17 protein-coding genes are annotated in these 17,957 nt (G+C 67.7%); 10 read left to right on the top strand and 7 right to left on the bottom strand.

Going from position 1 to position 17,957, the window contains the following annotated elements; genetic code table 11:
- Positions 1-294 precede the first annotated feature (294 nt).
- Positions 295-1,527, top strand: coding sequence for an acyl-CoA dehydrogenase family protein (locus tag GQ57_RS07925; RefSeq protein WP_425322006.1), 1,233 nt, complete (start codon positions 295-297; stop codon positions 1,525-1,527).
- On the top strand, positions 1,524-2,612 hold the full coding sequence (locus tag GQ57_RS07930) for a sigma-54 interaction domain-containing protein (protein WP_034197561.1): 1,089 nt from the start codon (positions 1,524-1,526) through the stop codon (positions 2,610-2,612). Before GQ57_RS07925 ends, GQ57_RS07930 begins: the two co-directional genes overlap by 4 nt.
- A gap of 120 nt (positions 2,613-2,732) precedes the next feature.
- Here GQ57_RS07930 and GQ57_RS07935 read toward each other — a convergent pair whose 3' ends face one another.
- Positions 2,733-4,031 (bottom strand): MFS transporter, encoded by a 1,299-nt coding sequence (locus GQ57_RS07935; protein ID WP_081896619.1) that lies wholly within the window; start codon positions 4,029-4,031, stop codon positions 2,733-2,735.
- A gap of 668 nt (positions 4,032-4,699) precedes the next feature.
- Between GQ57_RS07935 and GQ57_RS07940 the strand changes: the two genes are divergently transcribed.
- Both GQ57_RS07940 and mchS3 read left to right on the top strand, forming a co-directional pair.
- Complete coding sequence (locus GQ57_RS07940; RefSeq protein WP_034197563.1) at positions 4,700-6,400, top strand: dihydroxyacetone kinase family protein; 1,701 nt, start codon at positions 4,700-4,702, stop codon at positions 6,398-6,400.
- A 96-nt stretch (positions 6,401-6,496) separates the two neighbouring features.
- Entirely contained in the window at positions 6,497-6,904 is a 408-nt protein-coding gene (mchS3, locus tag GQ57_RS38130; protein ID WP_052001164.1) for an MchS3 family protein, read from the top strand.
- A 159-nt stretch (positions 6,905-7,063) separates the two neighbouring features.
- Here the strand turns inward: mchS3 and GQ57_RS07950 are convergent, their stop codons facing one another.
- The 5 genes from GQ57_RS07950 to GQ57_RS07970 form a co-directional block, all read right to left on the bottom strand.
- Positions 7,064-7,519: a hypothetical protein gene (locus GQ57_RS07950; protein ID WP_152603216.1), complete on the bottom strand. Its 456-nt coding sequence runs from the start codon at positions 7,517-7,519 to the stop codon at positions 7,064-7,066.
- A 58-nt stretch (positions 7,520-7,577) separates the two neighbouring features.
- Positions 7,578-7,865: a DUF1330 domain-containing protein gene (locus tag GQ57_RS07955; RefSeq protein ID WP_031398054.1), complete on the bottom strand. Its 288-nt coding sequence runs from the start codon at positions 7,863-7,865 to the stop codon at positions 7,578-7,580.
- Between the two features lie 213 nt (positions 7,866-8,078).
- Positions 8,079-8,819, bottom strand: a complete 741-nt coding sequence (locus tag GQ57_RS07960; RefSeq protein ID WP_063934562.1) for a hypothetical protein — start codon at positions 8,817-8,819, stop codon at positions 8,079-8,081.
- A gap of 74 nt (positions 8,820-8,893) precedes the next feature.
- Positions 8,894-9,643 (bottom strand): NAD(P)H-dependent oxidoreductase, encoded by a 750-nt coding sequence (locus tag GQ57_RS07965; RefSeq protein WP_034197565.1) that lies wholly within the window; start codon positions 9,641-9,643, stop codon positions 8,894-8,896.
- Between the two features lie 123 nt (positions 9,644-9,766).
- Positions 9,767-10,168, bottom strand: coding sequence for a c-type cytochrome (locus tag GQ57_RS07970; protein WP_052001168.1), 402 nt, complete (start codon positions 10,166-10,168; stop codon positions 9,767-9,769).
- 518 nt (positions 10,169-10,686) lie between these two features.
- On the opposite strand from GQ57_RS07970, the gene GQ57_RS07975 reads away from it, so the two are divergent.
- Positions 10,687-11,382: a TetR/AcrR family transcriptional regulator gene (locus GQ57_RS07975; protein WP_031398050.1), complete on the top strand. Its 696-nt coding sequence runs from the start codon at positions 10,687-10,689 to the stop codon at positions 11,380-11,382.
- Between the two features lie 16 nt (positions 11,383-11,398).
- On the opposite strand, the gene GQ57_RS07980 is transcribed toward GQ57_RS07975, so the two are convergent.
- A complete protein-coding gene (locus GQ57_RS07980; RefSeq protein ID WP_034197566.1) occupies positions 11,399-12,259 on the bottom strand; it encodes an FAS1-like dehydratase domain-containing protein in 861 nt (286 codons plus the stop codon).
- Between the two features lie 309 nt (positions 12,260-12,568).
- Between GQ57_RS07980 and GQ57_RS07985 the strand changes: the two genes are divergently transcribed.
- Genes GQ57_RS07985 through GQ57_RS08005 form a run of 5 tightly spaced genes read left to right on the top strand, consistent with a single transcriptional unit; the run spans position 12,569 to position 17,887 of the window.
- A complete protein-coding gene (locus tag GQ57_RS07985; protein WP_031398048.1) occupies positions 12,569-13,039 on the top strand; it encodes a MarR family winged helix-turn-helix transcriptional regulator in 471 nt (156 codons plus the stop codon).
- Complete coding sequence (locus GQ57_RS07990) at positions 13,036-15,168, top strand: FUSC family protein (protein ID WP_031398047.1); 2,133 nt, start codon at positions 13,036-13,038, stop codon at positions 15,166-15,168. Before GQ57_RS07985 ends, GQ57_RS07990 begins: the two co-directional genes overlap by 4 nt.
- A gap of 34 nt (positions 15,169-15,202) precedes the next feature.
- Complete coding sequence (locus GQ57_RS07995; protein WP_031398046.1) at positions 15,203-15,415, top strand: DUF1656 domain-containing protein; 213 nt, start codon at positions 15,203-15,205, stop codon at positions 15,413-15,415.
- A gap of 1 nt (position 15,416) precedes the next feature.
- Positions 15,417-16,391 (top strand): efflux RND transporter periplasmic adaptor subunit, encoded by a 975-nt coding sequence (locus GQ57_RS08000; RefSeq protein WP_034197567.1) that lies wholly within the window; start codon positions 15,417-15,419, stop codon positions 16,389-16,391.
- Positions 16,388-17,887 carry an efflux transporter outer membrane subunit gene (locus tag GQ57_RS08005; RefSeq protein WP_034197568.1) on the top strand — a complete coding sequence of 500 codons (1,500 nt, stop codon included), beginning with the start codon at positions 16,388-16,390 and terminating at the stop codon, positions 17,885-17,887. Before GQ57_RS08000 ends, GQ57_RS08005 begins: the two co-directional genes overlap by 4 nt.
- Positions 17,888-17,957 lie beyond the last annotated feature (70 nt).

The raw sequence follows: 17,957 nt of genomic DNA on the forward strand, positions 1-17,957 counted from the left end.
TCACAACCTTATTCCGCATGAAGATGAACCCGGGGAAACAGCCATGCTGATTCGCTGCTGCGTGATCAGCAGCGCGGCGCGGGCCGCGCCCGCCTTTCCGCTTCGGCGCGGATTCCGGCAGGCACGCGGCGCGCATCGCTGCGTCCAGCGCAGCAATCCGGCATTGGTTATCAGAAATCGATGTTTCCAGCGTTACGCAAAACGTTGAACACTCTGCTGATCACGCAGCACCCGGTCAGCCACGCCGGTCGCGGCCCGGCCGTTGTCGCGCAGCGACCCGACGCACTCATCGCCATGACATCCATTTCCGTATCGCCACGCGCGGCCGACCTGCGCGTCGTCGCGCCGTCCCGCGACGAACCGGACCACGACGGGGCCCTGCAGACGGCCGAGCGCCTCGCGGCCGGCTTCGCGCGCACCGCCGCCGAACGCGACCAGCAGGGCGGCACGCCGAAGGCCGAGCGCGATCTGCTGCGCGACAGCGGCCTGCTCGCGCTCAGCATTCCGGCCGCTTACGGCGGCCTCGGCGCGAACTGGCGCACGACGCTCGACGTGGTCCGCGTGCTCGCGGCCGCCGACAGCTCGCTCGCGCACGTGTTCGGCTTCCATCACCTGATGCTCGCGACCGTGCGGCTGTTCGGCGCGCCCGCGCAATGGGAATCGTGGTTCGAGCGCACCGCGCGGCAGCAGTGGTTCTGGGGCAATGCGCTGAACCCGCTCGACGAGCGCACGGTCAGCCGCTCGCACGGCGCGTGGCGCGAATTCAGCGGCCAGAAGAGCTTCTGCTCGGGAGCGCTCGATTCGCAGATGCTGATCGCGTCCGCGCACGATGCCGATACGCGCGCGTTCCTGATCGCGGCCGTGCCGACCCAGCGCAGCGGCATCGCGATCGCCGACGACTGGAACAACATCGGCCAGCGCCAGACCGACAGCGGCACGGTCACGTTCGAGAAGGTACGCGTCGAGAGTCACGAACTGCTGACGGACCCCGGCCCGCTGACGACGCCGTTCGCATGCCTGCGCCCGCTCGTCGCGCAGCTCGTGCTGACGAACGTGTATCTCGGCATCGCCGAAGCCGCGTTCAACGACGCGCGGCACTACACGCTGCACGAGGCGCGGCCGTGGCCCGCCGCGCAGGTCGCGAGCACCGGCGACGATCCCTACATCCTCGGCCAGTACGGAGAATTCTGGATCGGGCTCGAAGGCGCACGCGTGCTCGCCGACCGCGCGGCCGATCGCCTCGATGCCGCATGGGCGCGCGACACCGCGCTCACCCACGCGGAGCGCGGCCAGGTCGCGCTCGCGACGGCCGCGGCGAAGGTGTCGGCCGCGCGCACCGGGCTCGATCTCTGCACGCGCATGTTCGACGTCGCCGGCGCGCGCGCGACGCACGGCGCACTCCGGCTCGACCGCCACTGGCGCAACCTGCGCACCCACACGCTCCACGACCCGCTCGCGTACAAGCTCCGCGAGCTTGGCGAATGGGCGCTCAAGCGAACCTGTCCGACGCCGGGCTTCTACTCATGAACCATTCCCCTTCCGATGCGTGGCCCGCTGCGGCGCCCGTCCTCACGATGCCCGACCGCCCGGCGCTCGCGACGTCGATCCGCGCCCGTGCGCAGGTATTCGTCGATCCGCGTTCGGTCGCGCTGCTCGAACGGATTCGCCTGGTCGCGCCGAGCGACGCGAACGTGCTGATCGTCGGCGAGACAGGCACCGGCAAGGAACTGATCGCGCGACACGTGCACAGCCTGAGCCGCCGCAGCGACCGGCCGTTCGTCGCCGTGAATTGCGGCGCGTTCTCCGAGACGCTGGTCGAGAGCGAGCTGTTCGGCCACGAGAAGGGGGCGTTTACCGGCGCCTTCAGCGCGAAGCCCGGCTGGTTCGAGGCTGCCAACGGCGGCACGCTGTTTCTCGACGAGATCGGCGACCTGCCGCTGTCGATGCAGGTCAAGCTGCTGCGCGTGCTGCAGGAGCGCGAGGTCGTGCGGCTCGGTTCGCGCACCGGCGTGCCGATCGACGTGCGCGTGGTTGCCGCGACCAACGTGGATCTGCAGCAGGCGGTCGCGACCGGGCAGTTTCGCGGCGACCTGTTCTACCGGCTCAACGTCGTGCAGCTCGCGGTGCCGACGCTGCGCGAGCGTCCGGGCGACATCCTGCCGCTCGCGCGCCACTTCTTCGACGACTACCGCAGCCGCCTCGGCTACGGCCCGCGCAGCATCGATCCGCGCGCCGAGCGCCGGCTCGAGGCGCACGGCTGGCCCGGCAACATCCGCGAGCTCGAGAACGTGATCCACCACGCGCTGCTCGTGAGCCGCCACGATGCGCTGCAGGACTCCGACCTGCACATCGCGTCGCCGGGCTTGCCGCCGGACGCCGTGCGCGCGCCGGAGCCGGACGCCGGCGCGCAGGCCGCGCTCGAACGCGCGCTGCGCGACCTGTTCGACGAGGATCACGGCAACCTGTTCGAGCGCATCGAGGACACCGTGATGCGTGTCGCGTTCGAATTCAGCCACCGCAACCAGATTCAGGCCGCACGGCTGCTCGGCATCAGCCGCAACGTGCTGCGCGCACGGCTGATTCGCGCGAAGGCGATCGCGGCGGCGAAGTAGCGCGAAGTAGCGCCATGCGGGCCACGGCCGGCCGCCGCCTGCCGTAGTCGCGCCCACGCTGCGTGTCGCGACATCCTCGATGGCACGTCGGATCAACACCTCATGGAATTCACCAACGCTTTAACCCTTGAAAGCATCGGGATACATTCGACCATACAGCCCTCGAAGCTCACTCTCCGGCATTGTCAATATGCGCACTGTATTCCTCGATATCAACAAGCCGATTTGGGACAGAATGATCGCAACTCCTGCGATCGCCATCGCACGCCCGAGGAAGACGATCGAGCCGGTCGCAACGAAATATCCGAACACCCAGCTTCCGATCGGAATCGACGCAACGCAGCATGCAAAGACTGCAGCTTCCAGCCGTCCCCGAATGTCATTTGGGGCGGCATATCCCCTGAGCGAGCCACAGGTAACATTGCCGAGACTCAGCGCGAATCCGATTGTCGTCACAACGAGTCCCCGGATAGCATCGGAATTCACGAAAATCACGATCACCATTCCGGCTCCCACCATCGAATTCCCCGATATTATGATCTTCAATCGGGACATACCGTATTCAATTAACCTCGGTGCGGAAAATGCACCAAGCAGCATTCCGGCGCCAAACAGAATTTCGGCCGCGGCCAGATAGCTGACCGGTGCATGCAGCATGGACTTTATAAACACCGGAATCACTATTGACAGAAATGGCGTCAGCACGAAATTGATTACAACCGACGAAACACACAGCCATTTTTCCGGGTCTATTTTCAGTAGCGCACGAAACCCCATGAAAGTTTCCCTGAGCACCCCTCGAGCAGACGCATTCCGATCCCGAACACAATTCCTTGACGACATCGACCACACGGCACATACCGAGGCGGCAAACAGCACGAGAATCAGAAGTAGCGCCCCCGTCACTCCGATCGCGACGACCGAAGCGCCCCCGATGATTGCGCCAACGATGACCTGCAAGGAGTTTACGCCGGCGGCGTATCCAAGATAGCGGGTTAGCTGCTTTCCTTGAACAAAACTTGCAATGATTGCATTCGGGGAAATTGACATCATTCCGTCGAGAGCAGACATCGCTATCAATACGCTAGCCGCAACGACCGGATTGAACGCACCCGATAGCTGCTGCCCAAAAAACACCAGCACGGCCACAAACGATGCCGTTACCGAGAATCTCAGGGCCCTCACCCCGCCATATCGGTCGATCATCATCCCGCTCAGCGGGAAGGCCACGAGATTGACGATCCAGGACGCCGCGACCACGGCCGCAAGATATTTGGCCGCACCATCGCCACGAAGCACGATCCATGCAAATAGAAGCTGAAACGCCCGGAAAGAGAATGTCGAAGCGCCATGTGCGAACAACAACCTCGCGACCTCGATCACTTCGCGCCGCTGATCCGACGATCGATTCTTGAGCATCCTGTTCTTCCGCAATGTTCATCGAGCAACATACAGCCGCTCGGGATTTTCCTGCCGAAGTCGGTGACTTTACCTGACCGCGCTATCGCTTCGGTCGTCTGGAAAGCTTGTCTACAGCATGTGCGCCCAGACGTCGATTCGGAAAAGAAAGACAGTCGATACAGATTCCACTTTCGCCCACGGCCCCGGGAACGTCCGGAATTTCCGCACGGAAGAAACTTTGCGGATGAAAGAAGTCGCCCCGTATTGTTCGCTCCTTCAAGCCCGATCTTTGCAGCAACAACGCCCATCAATCTACCCGGAGGAAAGACTTCAGGAAATCAAAGTCTTTGTTCCGGGTTGAAAGAACCGGATCCAGGCCGCACGGCTGATTCGCGCGAAGGCGATCGCGGCGGCGAAGTAGCGCGAAGTAGCGCCATGCGGGCCACGGCCGGCCGCCGCCTGCCGTGATCGTGCCCCACCGCATGCCGCGACATCCGAACCTGATGTATCGTGGCGCAACGCGCGCGCCCGTCGTCGCCTGCCGTGTTCCACCGCGTGGCCGCATGCGCCCGGCGATGCCGGCCATGCCGATACTCGGGCGCCCGCACGAACCTCCGAAACCACGACGCCGTCCGGCGCCCGAGCGGGCCCGGTCGAGCGTTGTTCACCCGTCCGGAACCCTGGCCATGAAAAAGCTTGTCAACCGCCCGTCCGATGTCGTTCGCGAAATGCTGGAAGGCATCGCACGACAGTCGCCGCATCTCGCGATCCTCGGCGACGAGCACGTGCTCGTCCGCCAGCCGCTGCCCGAGCCGGCCCAGCGCTCCGTCGCGATCCTCTCCGGCGGCGGCAGCGGCCACGAGCCCGCGCACGGCGGTTATGTCGGCGAGGGGATGCTGAGCGCGGCCGTCTGCGGCGAAGTCTTCACGTCGCCGTCCACCGACGCCGTGCTCGCCGCGATCCGCGCGAGCGCCGGCCCGAACGGCGCGCTGCTGATCGTGAAGAACTACACGGGCGACCGGCTCAATTTCGGGCTCGCTGCCGAACTGGCGCGGGCGGAAGGCATCCCGGTCGAGACGGTCATCGTCGCCGACGACGTGTCGCTGCGCGGCCGCGTCGAACGCGGCCAGCGCCGCGGGATCGCCGGCACCGTGCTGATCCACAAGCTCGCCGGCGCGGCCGCCGCGCGCGGGCTGCCGCTCTCCCGCGTCGCGGCGATCGCACGCGACGCCGCGGCCGAGCTCGGCACGATGGGCGTCGCACTCGACGGCTGCACGATCCCGGGCGCGGACAAATCGGGCTTCAGCCTCGCCGATCACGAGATCGAACTGGGCCTCGGCATCCACGGCGAGAAGGGCATCGAACGCCGCGCGCCGCTGCCCGCCGACGCACTGGTCGAGACGCTGCTGTCGAGCATCGCCGCCGATCTCGTACTCGACCGCGGCGAGCGTGTCGCGCTGTTCGTCAACGGCCTCGGCGCGACGCCGGACATGGAACTCGCGATCGTGCTGCGCGCGGCGTACGACAACCTGAGCCGGCGCGGCATCGTCGTCGCGCGCGCCTGGGCCGGCACGTTCCTGTCGGCGCTGAACATGCCCGGCTGTTCGATCTCGGTGCTGCGGCTGAACGACGAACGCGCGGCGCTGCTCGACGCGCCGACGCAGGCGCGCGCATGGCCCGGCGGCGGCGCCGTGAATACGCAGATCCGCGTGGCGTCGGCAGCGGCGCACGACGCGCCGCCGACGCCTCTCGACGCGGCCGGGCAAGCATGGGCGGCCCGCCTGCAGCCGGCGCTGCACGCGGTCGCGCAGACCCTGATCGATCACGAGCAGACGCTCACCGATCTCGATGCGGCGGCCGGCGACGGCGATCTCGGCGCAAGCATGCTGCGCGCCGCGCAGGCGATCCTCGCACTGCCCGAGACCGCGTACGGCACGCCGGCCGGTGCGCTCGCGGCGCTTGGCGCCGCGTTGCGCCGCGCGATCGCCGGCAGTTCGGGGCCGTTCTATGCGACCGCGCTGCTGCGCGCGTCGCGCCGGCTGGCCGACCTCGCCGAACCGTCGCCGCGCGACTGGGCCGCGGCATTCCGCGGCGCGGTGGATTCGATCAGCGAACTGGGCGGCGCGCGCGCCGGCGACCGGACGATGCTCGATGCGCTGGTGCCGGCCGTCGCGGCGTTCGAACGCGGGCTCGACAACGATCGCGAACCCGCGGGCGCCTGGGCGGCTGCTGTCGAAGCGGCCGAGCACGGCGCGCAGGAAACCGCACGCATGACGCCGCGCGCGGGGCGCGCGAGCTATCTCGGCGAGCGCGCGATCGGCACGCCGGATGGCGGCGCGGTGGCGGTGTCGTACTGGTTGCGGGCGTTGCTGCCGCACGTGCGGTAAGCGGGCACGCGCACGGTTGATCCGCCACACGTCGACGCATGAGGTGTGGCGGAATACCGGAAATTCCGATATCTCCGCACGGAACAAACACCGCCCTTGAAAAAAATTCTCGTCGTATTGCTGGCTCTTTCAAGCCCGATTCTTGCGGCGCCCAGTCCCTCTCAAGCCGATCCGAAGGCGAGCTTCCAGGAAATCGGTGTCTTTTCCCTGGGAGCGACAGGGTTTGCGGGCCACGTCAGCCCGGAGGAAAAAATCTATCGGGAAATACTGGCAACGCCGGGCGCGCAAACCCGCTTCGTCGAGACACTGCAATCCAGGCACGCAACCGTTGAAGCGAAGCTGTATGCGATGTGCGGGCTTCGCGAAATCGCGCCGGCATCATTCAATCAACACAGGCGCGATTTCCAGCCGTCCGTCAAAGCCTCCACCTTGAAAGGAGACATCCTGAACAAGGAGGAAGTCGCCGACATCCTGTATCGAATCGATCGATTCGGATGCAATTGAGGATTGCCGGACCGGCATGATCGACCGGCTTGTCTGCGCACGTGAACAGGCGCGACAGTGGATCGACCGGCGGATCCGGCACGCGGTCCGACCGCGTGCCGCTCTCGGGCGTTGCCCCGTTCATGAGACAAGTGGAAGCGCATGCGGCTGCACCGCACGCTACCGCTTCCGCCCCGGCAACAGCACCGCGCCGACCACGGCTGCGGTAAAACTCGCGAGCCAGCACCAATAGCCGATCGCGTCGAGATGCACGGGTTCGACGTCTCCCGCTTCGTTGACCGCAATCTGGTGCTGCGACAGGAAGCTCAGCCCGAACAGCAACGCGAGCACGGCCAGTACGACCGCCTGCGTCCGGTAACGCCTCGCCGTCAGCAGCCATGCGCCGAACACGAGCGGATTCGCGAGCCATGCGTAGATGCCGCCGAGCACGCCCATCCAGCCGGTCAGCAACACCTGCCAGCCGGCGGCCCATGGGTGCGGATCGGGCGCGCCGGTACGGAACGGCACCGCAAACATGGCAACCAGATACAACGCGACGCTGATCGCGAGCAGCGCAATCGCGGCGCGGCCCATCGGCGGGCGAACGGCTGCGGTGGCGGAAGTCGATGGATTCATGGGCAGGCCGGACGTCCTGCGTCGCAAGGCTCCACAGGATGCGCCCGATGCCGGGCGTTCAGACGCCTTCGACCAGCACGGCGCGATAGCGCGCGCCCTTGAACCGGTGCTGGACGACGGTCTGGTAGTCGGGGCCGTGATACCACGCGTGCGCGGCCTCCTTCGACGGGAACTCGACGATCACGACGCCTTCCGGGCCCTCGCCCTCGAGCGTTTCCTGCGGCCCGTAGGCCGCGAGCACCTTCACCGGATGCCCGGCGAGCGTCGCGCCGACCTTGCTCTGGTAGACGTCGAGTTCATGCTGGTCCTGCGTGCTTTCCCGCGTAAATACAATGTAGGTGGCCAAGATGGGGGCTCCCGAATCAGTACGTGGATGGGCTGGCCGAACGGCGTGCGGCGTGCGGTGTGCGGCCGATATGCAGCTTACAGCGGTTCGCCGCAACGCGTGCCGGTCGCCGCCCGGTCGGGCCGACGCACGGCATGGCGGAACCCGGTCTCCCATAAACGGCATCCCATTCGTCGCCCACCGTTCGACACCGAACGGAGGGCGACGCACGGATCACGGCCGGCCGCCGCTCCGCGCGAAACCGTCGACGATTGCGCGGTCGTCCGCCCGGCGCAGCGCCCCGACGCCGAACCGGATCATCCACAGCGGCAGGATCACCACCACGGCCATTTCGAGGCCCGCCGTCACGCCGTTGAGCTGCGGAAACAGGCCCGACACGAAGAATGCGCCGACCAGCACCGCCAGGAACTGCAGCAGACTGCCGCCGCCCCATGCCGCCTGCTTCAGGCGGCTGCCCGTCGTCGCCATCCAGAAGGCCATCACCGGCCCTTCGAACCACCAGAGCCCGCGTTGCGCGACGTGCGCGATCGTCGTCCACGAGACCGCCGCCGCCGTCCTCGCTTCGGGCGTACCGCGCACATACATGTCGGAAAGCGGACCGAGCGCCGCCATCTGCAACGCCGCGCCGCACACGCCGAGCGTCACGAACATCGCCAGCGCGGCCAGGCCGGTCACCCGCTGCGCGGCGGACTCCCGATCGAACGCGTGCCACAGCCACGCGCCGACCGGCAGGAACGAAAGATAGAACCCGAACACGTCCGTCACCATCGCCCACCTGAACGCGGCGAGGGATCCGGCGGGCAGCGCCAGCATGTCGTCGCCGCGGAACACGAGTTCGGTATCCAGACCTGTCGCCATCGTCGACAGGCCGGCCGTGACATAGATCAGCAACGCGCCGACGATGGCGCTCCATCCGGCGAAACGCGCGGAGTCGAGCGGGGTCTTGCTGGACATCATGTGCTCCGGTACGGGGAACGTTGAAAGTCGAGGTCCGCATGCACCGCGATACGGCAGTGCTTGCGCACGATTCAGCGCGATGCCCCGCCCGATGCCGCGCGCGGATACAGGCGTTCGTCGAAATCGTCCAGCGACGGGAACGACAGCGTCGGCCGCGTGCGCCAGTTCGCGACCTGATCGCGAAACGCATCGAAAATCTCCGCGCGCGCCGCTTCGTCGAGATACGGAATGTGATAGCCGAAGAACGGCTCGAGTACGTCGAAGCCGACGTAGCCGAGCGTGCCGCGCAGCAGGTGCGCGAGCATCGCGTCGAGTTCCCCATGGACGGCATCCTTTCCGAACATGTGCGGCCGGCCGCCGAGGGTTGCCGTGACCCACGCGCGCTTGCCCTTCAGCCCGCCGCGATCGTAAAAGCGCATGCCGCCGTAGAACGGGCCCGACAGAAAGACGCGGTCGATCCAGCCCTTCAGGATGGCAGGCGTCGAGAACCAGAAGATCGGAAAGTTGAGGATCACGAGATCGGCCCACAGCACCTTGTCGACTTCCTCGGCGATATCGGCCGCCAGCACGCCCTTGTCGCGCGCCGACCGCTGCTCCTTCGCATAAACGAGGTAGTCCGGGTTGTCGCGCGCGACAAAATCCGACGCGCTCGCCACCGGATTGAAGTCCAGCGCATAGAGATCCGAGGTCCGGACCTCGTCGCCGGCCTGCAGCAGCACATCGCGCGCCGCATGGAACATCGACGACGTGAACGATTGAGGTTCCGGATGAGCGTGCACCAGCAGCACCCGGCGCGGGATATTGTCTTTGAGTAGCGACATGAATGTCCTCGTTGGTGAAAGGCGTGTTACGGCGTATCGAGTCGCGGCGTGACCCAGGTGTCGCCGCCATCGTCGGTCGCGAGAACCGCGCCCCACTGGCTGACGGCCCAGCCGGGACGCGCGTCAGCGCATTCCCCTCTGGTAGCAGATCGTCGACGCGCGCTGCGTGTCGTTCCCGACGCCGGCAAACGGCATCGACGTACCGGGCCGCTCGACGGCCGGCGCCTTCAGGAACAGGTCGAGTTCCCGCACGTCCCACTTGCCAGTCGACGCCGCCGGCGCCCGACTGTACGTCAAGCCCGGCAGCTTGCCGACGGGCCTCCCGAACACGCCGAAGAGGCTCGGGCCGACAATCGCGCCCTGCGACTTGTCGATCGCATGGCACATCGCACTGTCGATCCCGAATGCGCGCCGGCCGGCATCGGGCAGGCACCCGGGTTCGGCCCTGGCGACGGCCCGCAGCATGGCGAGCGACAGCGCGGCCGCCGTTCGTCGGGTCACGCCGGGAATTTGCGTCCCTGCCATCTTCCTCGCCTCCAAATTGAGTCATTCGACCTATTTAGCGTTATACGCATGGCCATTCAATGCCACAAGTCGGGTGAAACCCTTGCACGCCGGCACAATGCGTCACGTGGAAAAGTCACATCGAATTCAGCATATTTAGCGGAATTTTTAACGCCTTTTCTTCTTGATCCGGATCGCAGCAAGCTGTAGGTGGTTACCGCCAAATCCGACCGGCACACCCGATCATCGCATTCTACCTTCTTATTAGGTTAATTGACCTACAAACAACATGACGTCGCAACGGGCTGCATGACAGGCATGTCGGTCGGCAAACAGACGGAAATCGGGGCACTCGAACGAGGTATCGATGCGCGTAAAAATCACGCACAGCTCACGCGCAAACGAACTCAGGCAACGTCTCCTGGCCGCCGCGCGCCCGCACGCAACCGGTTCGTCTTGAGCCGATAGGTCGCTTAACCTACAATCAGCTTGACATCTGGATGAGCCGGGCACGCGTTGCCCGTGAAGGAGAGACTTCGATGGAACCGAAATCGACGAACCCTGACGACATTCGCGCGGACCCCGCGTCGCCACGTCGATCGGAATCCCCGTCGGATACGAAGGCAACCGACGGTGCGCGCACGCTGACCCGGCGCGGCCGCAATACGGTGGGCCGCATTCTCGAGAGCGCGATCGAGATCTTCCTCGTCGACGGCTACGGCGGCCTGACGATGCGCAAGGTAGCGGCCGGCGCAGGCATCGCGCTGTCGAACCTGCAACACTACTTTCCCGCGCGCGAGGATCTCTACGCGGCGATCATCGCCGAATCCATCGCGGAGTATTCGAAGACTTACGACAGCGTCCGGACCGACGATGCGCTGTCTCCGGAGGCGCGGCTGGAAAAGGTGGTGCGGCTGCTGATCGAGGATGCGAAGCTGCCGAGAACGCAAAGCCTGTTCGTGAACTTCTGGGCGCTCGCGCACGCGCACGAGTTTGCGCGGCAGGCGATGGAAGACGCCTACCTGTTCCAGCGCCAGATGATTGCCGGCTTCGTCGCGGCGATCAACCCCGGGCTGTCGCCGCTGCACCTCGCGCGCCGATCGGCGCTGATCACCGCGCAGATCGAAGGGCTGAGCGTATTCATCCCGCAGCGCAACCGCTTCCCGTCCGATATCAAGGGCATGGAAGACGAAGTCGTCAAGGCCGTGCTCGCCGTTGCCGCGCTGCCTGGTTGAGCATCACACGCCCGCGTTACGCCAGCGTGGCCTTGGCCTGCATCGTCAGCCAGCCGTCGCGATCCTTCGCCCATAGCTCGATCGTCGTGCCGTCGTCCGACGGCTTGCCGCACAGCGTGAACGGCTGCCCGTCGAACGTCGGGCGCACCGCGCGAAACGCGAAGCTCGTGAGTGTCGCGCCGGGCCGTTCGCGGTGCACGAGATCGACGAGCAGCGTCGCGATCAGCGGGCCGTGCACGACCAGCCCCGGATAGCCCTCCTCCTGCGTCACGTAACTGCGGTCGTAGTGGATGCGGTGCCCGTTGAAGGTCAGCGCCGAATAGCGGAACAGCATCACGGCATCGGCCGTGACGGTGCGCGACCACGTCTCGCCCGCCGGCGCCGCGACCGGCTTCGGCGCGGGGGCGCCCGGCCGCGGCGCGTCGCGATAGACGATGTCGTGCTCCTCCTCGACGCACAGCGCGCCGTCGCATTCGATCCGGTGCTGCACCGTCACGAACACGAGCCGGCCGCTGCGCCCGGTCTTGTCCTCGAGGTGCGCGATCGTCGATTCGCGCGTCGCGCGCCGCCCCGTGCGCAGCGGCGCATGGAACGTCAGGCGGCCGCCGGCCCACATGCGGCGCGGCAGCGGCACGGGCGGCAGGAAACCGCCGCGCCTCGGGTGGCCGTCGGGGCCCAGTTCGGCCAGCGGCGCGACCGGCAGGAAGTAAAGCCAGTGCCACATCGGCGGCACGATCCCGCCCGGCGACGGGCGGTCTAGCGTGGCGGCCAGTGCGTTCAACGGGAACGCGGTAATGTCGTCGGCGAAGGTTTCGGTCTTGCCGAGCCATGCGTCGAGCGATGCCGGGGCGGCGGACTGCGAGGATGAGGGGGTCACGTGCGGCGTCTCCGGGATGCTTGCGACAGCCACAATATGCACGCCGCGCGCCGTTTCGCGAAGCCGGTTTTCCCGAACCCGGCCTTCGCATCCGCCTGACCCGCTCGACGCGCCCGCCGGACGGCTTTCATCTGATCATTCGAGCGCGGCCGCCGCCCGTTCTTCCGGGCCGCAAGCTTACAGCTTGACCATCCCCGGCACGCCGCCTAAATTGCTTCAGACCGGCCGGCCGAACCGCGTGCGAGATGTCGTCCGGGTGACAAAAACGATAGTTTGCTATCGAATGTTTTTGCCCCTATCATCTCGCCCATGACCAACCTGCACGATCTCCGCCTCGCCGTCAGCAGCCTGCTCGTGCTGTCCGCGCGCAAGTGGCGCCGCACCAGCGACGGCGTCCTGAACGCGTACAACGTGTCCGAGGCCTGCGCGACGCCGCTGCTGATCGCCGGCCGTCTCGGCGAAGGCGTGCGGCAGGGCGCGCTCGCCGAACACGTCGGCATCGAAGGGCCGTCGCTCGTGCGCCTGCTCGACCAGCTGTGCGCGGCCGGCCTCGCACGCCGCGACGAGGATCCGCACGACCGCCGCGCGAAGACGATCTCGCTGACGGCCGCCGGCCGTGCGGTCACCGCCGGGATGGAGCAGGACCTGCGCGTGCTGCGCGCGCAAGTCCTCAAGGGCGTCACGCGCGCCGATCTCGAAGCGACGCTGCGCGTGCTGAACGCGTTCAACAGCGCCGAAGCGGCACCTCCCGCACCGCCCGCCGCCGATCCCGCGTCATGACCTATCCGAGCCTTCGCGACTGGCTGTTCTCGGGCAAGACGTTCGCCGCGTCGATGCTTGCGCTGTACCTCGGCCTGTACTTCCAGTTGCCGCGCCCGTACTGGGCGATGGCGAGCGTCTACATCGTGTCGAACCCGTTCGTCGGCGCCACGCGCTCGAAGGCGCTGTATCGCGCGCTCGGCACCGCGCTCGGCGCGGCCGCCGCGATCTTCTTCGTGCCGCCGTTCGTCGAGACCCCGTTGCTGTTCGCGATCATCGTCGCCGCCTGGTGCGGCACGCTGCTGTACCTCGCGATCTCCGACCGCACCGCGCGCAGCTACGTGTTCATGCTCGCCGGCTACACGATGCCGCTGATCGCGCTGCCGACGGTGACCGATCCGGGCACCGTGTTCGACGTCGCGATCGCGCGCACCGAGGAAATCGTGCTCGGCATCGTGTGCGCGAGCGTGGTCGGCAGCGCGATCTTCCCGAACCGGCTCGCGCCGACGCTGATCGAGCGCACCGACGCGTGGTTCAAGGACGCCGCGTTCTATGGCCGCGAAACGCTGTCCGGGCACATTGCCGGCAAGGCGCTGTCCGCATGCCGGCAACGCCTCGCGGCGACCATCACGGGCCTCGAATTCCTGCTGAGCCAGCTGGGCTACGACCACGCGCACCCGCGCATCCTCGCGCGCGCGCAGGCGCTCGCGGGCCGGATGCAACTGTTCCTGCCGCTGATGTCGTCGCTCGCCGATCCGTTGATCGCGCTGATGCGCGACCTGCACATCCGGCCGCCCGGGCTCGACGAGCTGCTCGCCGACGCCGCGACATGGTTCGATGCGCCGCTGCCCGCCGTCAGGTCCGGTGCAGACGGCGACCTGATCGACGACCCCGTCGCGGAACGCCTGCGCGAACGCATCGCCGCGCTGCAGCCGGCCGACCACGCGCTCGCGAGCTGGGACGGCGCGCTGCTGTCGAACGCGCTGTGGCGGCTGCGCCAGGTCATCGACATCTGGCAGGACTGCCGCTCGCTGCGCGCGCTGATCGGCAACGAATCGGGCGTCTGGCAACCGCGCTACCGGCACTGGCGGCTCGGCGGCACCGAGCGCTTCTTCGATCGCGGCATGATGCTCTTCTCCACGCTGACCGTCGCCGCCGCGATCGTGTTCGCGAGCTGGCTGTGGATCGCGTCCGGCTGGCACGACGGCGCCGCCGCCGTCACGCTCGTGGCCGTGTCGTGCAGCTTCTTCGCCGCGCTCGACGAGCCGGCGCCGCTGGTGTTCAAGTTCTTCCTGTCGACCGCCGCGAGCGTCGTGTTCGCCGGCCTGTACCTGTTCGTCGTGCTGCCTCACGTGCACGATTTCGCGATGCTCGTCGTGATGTTCGCGGGCCCGTTCATCCTGATCGGCACGCTGCTGCCGCGCCCGCAGTTCAACATGGTAACGATGCTCGTCGCGGTGAACACCGCCACCTTCATCAGCATCCAGGGTGCGTACGACGCCGATTTCTTCGTGTTCCTGAACAGCAATCTCGCGGGTGTCGCCGGGCTGCTGTTTGCCTACGTGTGGACGCGCGCGACGCGCCCGTTCGGCGCGGAACTCGCGGTGCGGCGCCTGCTGCGCTCGGGCTGGGAGGATGTCGCGCGCTCGGCATCGACGCAGCCGCTCGACGACCAGCGCAATCACGCATCGCGGATGCTCGACCGCGTCACGCAGTTGCTGCCGCGCCTCGGCGCATCCGACGACCACCGCCACCCGTCCATCGAAAGCTTCCGCGACCTGCGCATCGCGCTGAATGCGCTCGACCTGCGCCGCTCGCGCCGCCGGCTGTCGGGCGACGTGCCCGATGCGATCGATCGCGTGCTGGCCGGCGTCACCGATCACTACGCCCGCTGCGCGGCCGCGAACGCACGCCAGCCCGCGCCGCCGGCACTGCTCACGACGATCGACGATGCGCTGCGCCGCGTAGCCGGCCGCACCCTGCCGGGCGCCACGCCGGCCGAAGCCGAAGCCGCGCCTGCGGCACCGGCCACGCCTGCGACGCATCGCCGGCTGCGCGACACGCTGCACGCGCTCGTCGGCCTGCGCCTGTCGCTGTATCCGGCCGCTGCGGGGCAACCGCCGCAGGCGCAGGACGGAGCACACGCATGATCCTGTTCCCCACCCCGTCTTTCCGAGTGCGACCATGATCGGCGAAATCGACCTCTTCGGCGTCTTCGTGCCGGCTCCGCTCGTGCTGATGCTGATCGCGTACCTGATCAACATCGTCGTGCGCGCCGCGCTCGAGCGCGTCGGCTTCTACCGCCTCGTCTGGCACCGTTCGATCTTCGACCTCGGCATCTACGTGTTCGTGTTTGCCGCCGTCGTGATCGTTTCCCACCATCTCGTGGCTACCTAACGTGAAAAAAACCTGGCTCTCGGCAGGGCAAATCCTGCTCACCCTGATCGTCGTCGTCGTGGCCGCCGTCGTGCTGTGGCGGATCGTCAATTACTACATGTTCTCGCCGTGGACGCGCGACGGCCACGTGCGCGCCGACGTGATCCAGGTCGCGCCGGACGTGACGGGCCTCATCACGTCGGTCCAGGTCGCCGACAACCAGGAAGTGCGGCGCGGGCAGGTGCTGTTCGTGATCGACCAGGCGCGCTACACGCTCGCGGAACGGCTCGCCGAAGCCACGCTCGCGCAGCGCCGCGCGACGCTCGCCCAGGCGAAGCGCGAATACGCGCGCAACCTGCAGCTCGGCAACCTGGTCGCGAGCGAGCAGGTCGAGGAAAGCCGCACGCGCGTCGAACAGGGCGAGGCCGCCGTCGCCGATGCGCAGGTATCGCTCGACACCGCGAAGCTCAACCTGCAGCGCACGACGATCGTCAGTCCCGTGGACGGCTACCTGAACGACCGCGCGCCGCGCGTCGGCGAATACGTGCCGGCCGGCCGCGCGGTGCTGTCGGTCGTCGACCGCAATTCGTTCCGCGTCGACGGCTACTTCGAGGAAACCAAGCTGCGCGGCATTCACATCGGCCAGCCGGTCGACATCGTCGTGATGGGCGAGCCGCACACGCTGCGCGGCCATGTGCAGAGCATCGTCGCCGCGATCGAGGATCGTGACCGCACGCAGGGCGCGAACCTGCTGCCGAACGTGAACCCGGCGTTCAGCTGGGTGCGGCTCGCGCAACGCGTGCCGGTGCGCGTCGTGCTCGACGACGTGCCCGACGATTTCCGGATGATCGCGGGCCGCACCGCGACCGTGTCGATGCGCGACGACGACACGCGCCGCCGCAACGACGCGAAGCCGGCGGCCGGCGCAAGCGCGGCGGCATCGGCCGCATCGACGGCTTCCGGCATGGCCGCAAGCACGGCGGGAGCATCGCAATGAAGCGCCACGGTCTGCGCCTCGCGGCAACGCTCGCGCCGCTCGCGCTTGCGCTCGGCGCGTGCAAGTCCGTCGGCCCCGATTACACGCTGCCGCAGCAGGCGTACGTGAATGCGCCGCTCGCGAACCATGCGCTCGACGACGCGAACGGCACGCTCGTGTCGCGCGATCCCGTGCCCGGCAACTGGTGGCAGCTCTACGACGACCCCGTGCTCAACGGGCTCGTGCGCGATGCGCTGAAATCGAACACCGACCTGCGCGTCGCCGCGGCCAACCTCGCGCGCTCGCGCGCGGCGCTGGAAGTCGCGAACGAGCAAGGCGGATTCTCGGGCGGCGCAACCGCCGCCGTGCAGCGCGCACAGGAATCGGCCGAGCAGTACCTGCTCGAGAACAAGCTGCCGGTCGTCAACGAAGGTGCGGTCGGCATCAACGTGTCGTACGAGATCGACCTGTTCGGCAAGCTGCGGCGCGGCGTCGAAGCTGCGCGCGCGGACAGCGAGGCCGTCCAGGCCGCCGGCGATCTGGCGCGCATCACGGTCGTCGCCGACGTCGTGCGCGCGTACGTCGAATCGTGTTCGGCCGGCGACGAGCTGGCGGTCGCGAAACAGTCGCTCGCACTGCAGAAGCAACGCGTCGCGCTGTCGCAGCGGCTGCGCGATGCCGGCCGTGGCAACCAGACCGACGTGACGCGCGGCGTGACCCAGGTGCGCACGCTCGCCGCCGACATCCCGCGCTTCGAAGGCCGTCGCAAGGTCGCGCAATACCAGCTCGCCGCGCTGCTCGCGCGTGCGCCGGCCGACCTGCCGAAGGCCGTCGCCGAATGCGAACGCCTGCCGAGGCTGCGCCAGCCGATTCCGATCGGCGACGGCGCCGCGCTGCTGCGCCGCCGCCCCGACGTGCGCGAAGCCGAGCGGCAGCTCGCCGCCGCGACCGCGCGGATCGGCGTGGCGACCGCCGCGCTGTATCCGTCGGTCAGCATCGGTGCGTCGGCCGGCTCGGTCGGCGTCGCCGCCGACCTGTTCTCGTCGACGACGAACCGCTGGTCGTTCGGCCCGCTGATCAGCTGGTCGTTCCCCGTCAACGGCCAGCGTGCGCGCGTGCGCGAAGCCGAAGCGTCGACCGGCGGCGCGCTCGCGCACTTCGACGGCGTCGTGCTGAACGCGCTGCGCGAAACGCAGTCGAGCCTTGCGACCTACGCGGCCGACGTGCAGCGCACGGAAGCACTGCGCACGGCCTACGAATCGGCCCGCAACTCCGCCGACGAAACGCATCGTCTCTATGTGGCCGGCCGCGAGTCGTTCATCTCCGACCTCGACGCCACGCGCACGCTGACAAGCGTGCAGGCGCAGGTCGCGGCCGCCGAGGGACAGGTCGCCGCCGATCAGGTGCGGTTGTTCCTCGCACTGGGCGGTGGCTGGGAGGGCGACGCGACGCCCGATGCGGCGAAGCAGACGTCGGCGGCCGGTGCGCCGGCCGTCACACCCGCTGCGGCCAAGTGACGCCGCGGCGAAGGTCCGCGCCGCCGGCTCCAAACGGCGGGGCGGGCGTTTCGCGACACGCAGCGGTTCC

Origin of the sequence: Burkholderia sp. MSh2 (assembly GCF_000731655.1) — a bacterium.
Taxonomy (GTDB): Bacteria; Pseudomonadota; Gammaproteobacteria; order Burkholderiales; family Burkholderiaceae; genus Burkholderia; species Burkholderia paludis.

Coding starts and splice junctions, on each gene's coding strand:
- GQ57_RS07925 (WP_425322006.1), top strand. CDS start 295: ATGACATCCATTTCCGTATCGCCACGCGCGGCCGACCTGCGCGTCGTC.
- GQ57_RS07930 (WP_034197561.1), top strand. CDS start 1,524: ATGAACCATTCCCCTTCCGATGCGTGGCCCGCTGCGGCGCCCGTCCTC.
- GQ57_RS07935 (WP_081896619.1), bottom strand. CDS start 4,031: ATGCTCAAGAATCGATCGTCGGATCAGCGGCGCGAAGTGATCGAGGTC.
- GQ57_RS07940 (WP_034197563.1), top strand. CDS start 4,700: ATGAAAAAGCTTGTCAACCGCCCGTCCGATGTCGTTCGCGAAATGCTG.
- GQ57_RS07950 (WP_152603216.1), bottom strand. CDS start 7,519: ATGAATCCATCGACTTCCGCCACCGCAGCCGTTCGCCCGCCGATGGGC.
- GQ57_RS07960 (WP_063934562.1), bottom strand. CDS start 8,819: ATGTCCAGCAAGACCCCGCTCGACTCCGCGCGTTTCGCCGGATGGAGC.
- GQ57_RS07965 (WP_034197565.1), bottom strand. CDS start 9,643: ATGTCGCTACTCAAAGACAATATCCCGCGCCGGGTGCTGCTGGTGCAC.
- GQ57_RS07970 (WP_052001168.1), bottom strand. CDS start 10,168: ATGGCAGGGACGCAAATTCCCGGCGTGACCCGACGAACGGCGGCCGCG.
- GQ57_RS07975 (WP_031398050.1), top strand. CDS start 10,687: ATGGAACCGAAATCGACGAACCCTGACGACATTCGCGCGGACCCCGCG.
- GQ57_RS07985 (WP_031398048.1), top strand. CDS start 12,569: ATGACCAACCTGCACGATCTCCGCCTCGCCGTCAGCAGCCTGCTCGTG.
- GQ57_RS07990 (WP_031398047.1), top strand. CDS start 13,036: ATGACCTATCCGAGCCTTCGCGACTGGCTGTTCTCGGGCAAGACGTTC.
- GQ57_RS07995 (WP_031398046.1), top strand. CDS start 15,203: ATGATCGGCGAAATCGACCTCTTCGGCGTCTTCGTGCCGGCTCCGCTC.
- GQ57_RS08005 (WP_034197568.1), top strand. CDS start 16,388: ATGAAGCGCCACGGTCTGCGCCTCGCGGCAACGCTCGCGCCGCTCGCG.